The organism is Oleiphilus sp. HI0086 (genome assembly GCF_001635225.1).
In genome coordinates, this window is the sequence record NZ_LWFZ01000757.1 from 1 (window position 1) to 4,073 (window position 4,073).

Sequence of the window (4,073 nt, forward strand, 5' to 3'; positions counted from 1 at the left end):
AAATTCTAAATTATGCTTTGTGTGAGTTCGGCTTACTTACTAAGAGAGCCGAGAAACAGTTCATCACTAAAACACTGATAAAGGTGGAGTAAAGTGCTAAGTAATCCAGAGGCTCTACAAACTTGAATATAAGTCCGAAGCTCAGTGCAATGGATTACTTAGCACTTTACTCCACCTTTATCAGTGTTTTAGTGATGAACTGTTTCTCGGCTCTCTTAGTAAGTAAGCCGAACTCACACAAAGCATAATTTAGAATTTTTAACTCTATAATGTAGGCCCTTAACTATGGCAGGCGATAGTCTAACAACCACTGAATATATTCAGCATCACTTAAGTAACCTAACTTTCGGCCAGCTTCCTGCTGGTACTGTTCGTTATGATGGCACAACGCTACAAGAAGCAACTTGGACAATGGCTCACGGTGGCGAAGAAGCTGCTGCAATGGGTTTCAATGCATTTCATGTAGATAGTTTACTTTGGTCATTTGGCTTAGGTGTTATTTTCTGCATGATCTTCCGTTCCGTTGCCAAATCGGTAACTAGCGGTGTACCTGGTCGCTTCCAAAACTTTATCGAAATGATTGTCGATTTCGTTGATGGTAACGTTAAAGATATGTTCCATGGACGTAACCCACTTATTGCTCCTTTGGCATTAACAATCTTTGTTTGGGTATTCTTCATGAACCTAATGGACTTGATCCCGGTTGATCTAGTGCCATGGTTGCTTACATTTGTGGGCGTTGGTTATCAGAAGATTGTTCCATCAACAGACCCTAACATCACACTAGGTATGGCTTTAGGTGTATTCATCCTAATGCTTTACTACTCTATCAAGATTAAAGGTATTGGTGGCTTTACTAAAGAGCTTACCATGCACCCTTTCAATCACTGGGCGTTTATCCCTGTGAACCTATTTATGGAATTAGTCGGTCTATTAGCTAAGCCGTTTTCATTGGGCTTGCGACTATTCGGGAACATGTACGCCGGTGAAATGATCTTCATTTTGATTGCCGTCATGTACAGCGCTGGTTTGCTGTTTGGTCTGTTCGGTGGTTTCTTGCAGATCGGTTGGGCGATATTCCATATCTTGGTTATTACGCTACAAGCATTTATTTTTATGGTTTTGACCGTCGTGTACCTGAGTATGGCTCACGAAGATCATTAATCTAAATTTTTAAACTTTTCTTTTAACTAACTTAACTTTTTAACTTAAAGCAGGAGAAAAAAATGGAACTAGTAATTATTGCAGCTGCAATTATGCTTGGTCTTGGTGCACTTGGTGCGGCAGTTGGTATGGGTCTACTTGGTGGACGTCTATTGGAAGGTACTGCGCGTCAGCCAGAACTTGGTCCAATGCTACAAGGTAAGATGTTCTTACTAGCTGGTTTGATCGATGCTGTGCCAATTATCGGTGTTGGTATCGCTATGTACTTGATTTTCGTTGTTGCTCCAGGCGTTGGTGCTTAATAGACACGTCTTTAGTTAGCTAAAAACGTAAACTAACAACGAAAGTGAGGTAATTAGTGTGAATATCAATTACACACTTATTGGACAAATGATTTTCTTCGCAGGCTTTGTGCTATTTTGCATGAAGTATGTTTGGCCACCAATCATTGGTGCAATGACAGAGCGCGAAAAGAAAATATCCGACGGTTTAGCAGCGGCTGACAGAGCGTCTAAAGATCTTGAACTTGCACAGAAAAAAGCAGTTGAAGAGCTAAAAGAAGCGAAAGCACAAGCAGCTGAACTAATCGAGCAAGCGAACAAACGATCAAATCAAATTGTTGACGAAGCGAAAGAAACTGCTCGTCAAGAAGGTGACAGATTAATCACTGCTGCTAAAGCTGAAATTGAGCAAGAAAAGAATCGCGTGAAAGAAGAGCTTCGCGCTGAAGTATCTGCAATCGCAATTGCGGGCGCAGAAAAGATTCTTGGATCTTCAATCGATGCAAGCAAACATGGTGAGTTACTCGATCAGCTTGCCTCAGAAATTTAAGTTTTGAGAGTGGATGATGGCAGAATCAATTACGATTGCCCGACCCTACGCTAAAGCCGCTTTTCAGGCCGCGAAGGATAAGGAAGCTTTGACAGTTTGGTCAGACATGCTTGCTTATTCTTCTGCAGTAGCTATGGACGAGAACATGAGTGTTGTTCTAGACCACCCAGCATTGACAAGTGAGCAAAAAGCACAGCTTTTCATCGAATCATGTGGTGATAAGTTAAATGATGAAGGTAAAAACTTTATCGTTGTGTTGGCTGAAAATGACCGATTAGAGTTACTTTCAGAGATTGCTCAATTGTTTGAAGGTTTCAAAGCACAGCTAGAGATGTCAGTAGACGTCGATGTGGAGAGTGCTTTTGAACTGGGCGGTGAACAACAAGATAAGCTTGCACAAGTACTAAGTAAGAAACTAGATCGTAAAGTCGTTGTTACATCGACTGTAAATGAGTCGTTGATTGGTGGCGTAATTATCCGCACCAACGATCTAGTCATCGATGCTTCTGTCCGTGGCAAAATTGCAAAATTGGCCGAAGCGGTTAGTGCTTAGGTAGCAGATTCAGATTTGAGGATTTAACGCATGCAACAGCTAAACCCAGCTGAGATCAGCGAAATTATTAAGAAGCGCATCGAAACTCTCGATGTTTCTTCTGAAGCCCAAAATGAGGGCACTATCGTCAGTGTATCTGACGGTATCGTTCTAATTCACGGTCTTGCCGACGTAATGTATGGTGAGATGGTAGAGTTTGAAACCGGCGTATACGGTATGGCGCTTAACCTAGAGCGTGATTCTGTAGGTGTCGTTGTCCTAGGTGACCCTAAAGGTCTTGCCGAAGGTCAGAAAGCAAAATGTACGGGTCGTATCCTAGAAGTACCAATCGGTGAAGCAATGCTTGGCCGTGTTGTTGATGCACTAGGTAACCCAATTGATGGTAAAGGTCCTATCGAGACTACGCTAACTGCACCTTTAGAAAAAGTTGCACCAGGTGTAATCGCACGTCAATCAGTTGATGAGCCAGTACAAACTGGTTTGAAAGCGATTGACTCAATGGTACCTATCGGCCGTGGCCAGCGTGAGTTGATCATCGGTGACCGTCAGACTGGTAAGACTGCAATCGCTATCGATGCAATCATTAACCAGAAGAACACAGGTGTTAAGTGTATCTATGTAGCAGTTGGTCAGAAGCAATCTTCTATCGCTGCGGTTGTACGTAAACTTGAAGAGCATGACGCAATGGATCACACGATCATTGTTGCGGCAGGTGCAGCTGATCCAGCAGCAATGTTGTTCTTAGCGCCATACGGCGGTACAACAATGGGTGAATACTTCCGTGACCGCGGTGAAGACGCATTGATCGTATTTGATGATTTGACCAAGCAAGCTTGGGCATACCGTCAGATTTCATTGCTACTACGTCGTCCACCAGGTCGTGAAGCATATCCAGGTGACGTATTCTACTTGCACTCACGTCTACTAGAGCGTGCATCACGTGTAAACGCTGATTACGTTGAGCAGTTCACCAATGGTGAAGTTAAGGGCCAAACTGGTTCATTGACAGCTCTACCGATCATCGAAACACAAGGTGGTGACGTATCTGCATTCGTACCAACTAACGTAATTTCGATTACAGATGGTCAGATCTTCCTTGAGACCAACCTATTTAACTCTGGTATTCGTCCTGCAATGAACGCAGGTATTTCGGTATCACGAGTTGGTGGTGCAGCTCAGACTAAGATCATCAAGAAGTTAGGTGGTAGCGTACGTTTGGCTTTGGCTCAGTATCGTGAATTGGCAGCATTTGCTCAGTTCGCATCAGACCTTGATGATGCAACACGTAAGCAGCTAGAGCACGGTCAGCGTGTGACAGAGCTTATGAAGCAAAAGCAGTACAGCCCACAAAGCGTTGCTGAAATGGGTATCGTTCTTTATGCCGCTAATGAAGGCTTCTTGGATGATGTGCCAGTAAACAAAGTTGTTGATTTTGAAGATGCAATGTTGTCTTACATGAGTGCTGAACATTCAGCATTACTCGATAAGATTAACGAAAAAGGCGATTACAACAATGATATCGCTG

At 43.1% G+C, this 4,073-nt stretch carries 5 protein-coding genes; all 5 read left to right on the forward strand.

Going from position 1 to position 4,073, the window contains the following annotated elements; translation table 11 throughout:
- The first annotated feature begins 285 nt into the window (after positions 1 to 285).
- Entirely contained in the window at positions 286 to 1,164 is an 879-nt protein-coding gene (gene atpB / locus A3756_RS12955; RefSeq protein WP_068507303.1) for a F0F1 ATP synthase subunit A, read from the forward strand.
- Between the two features lie 62 nt (positions 1,165 to 1,226).
- On the forward strand, positions 1,227 to 1,466 hold the full coding sequence (gene atpE / locus A3756_RS12960; protein ID WP_068507301.1) for a F0F1 ATP synthase subunit C: 240 nt from the start codon (positions 1,227 to 1,229) through the stop codon (positions 1,464 to 1,466).
- Positions 1,467 to 1,524: 58 nt separating this feature from the next.
- The gene (locus tag A3756_RS12965; RefSeq protein WP_068507299.1) at positions 1,525 to 1,995 is read left to right on the forward strand and encodes a F0F1 ATP synthase subunit B; all 471 of its coding nucleotides are present in this window, start codon (positions 1,525 to 1,527) and stop codon (positions 1,993 to 1,995) included.
- Between the two features lie 16 nt (positions 1,996 to 2,011).
- Entirely contained in the window at positions 2,012 to 2,548 is a 537-nt protein-coding gene (locus tag A3756_RS12970; protein WP_068507297.1) for a F0F1 ATP synthase subunit delta, read from the forward strand.
- Positions 2,549 to 2,578: 30 nt separating this feature from the next.
- The coding region (atpA, locus tag A3756_RS12975; protein ID WP_068553645.1) for a F0F1 ATP synthase subunit alpha at positions 2,579 to 4,073 on the forward strand (1,495 nt) is incomplete at its 3' end.

Coding starts and splice junctions, on each gene's coding strand:
- atpB (WP_068507303.1), top strand. CDS start 286: ATGGCAGGCGATAGTCTAACAACCACTGAATATATTCAGCATCACTTA.
- atpE (WP_068507301.1), top strand. CDS start 1,227: ATGGAACTAGTAATTATTGCAGCTGCAATTATGCTTGGTCTTGGTGCA.
- A3756_RS12970 (WP_068507297.1), top strand. CDS start 2,012: ATGGCAGAATCAATTACGATTGCCCGACCCTACGCTAAAGCCGCTTTT.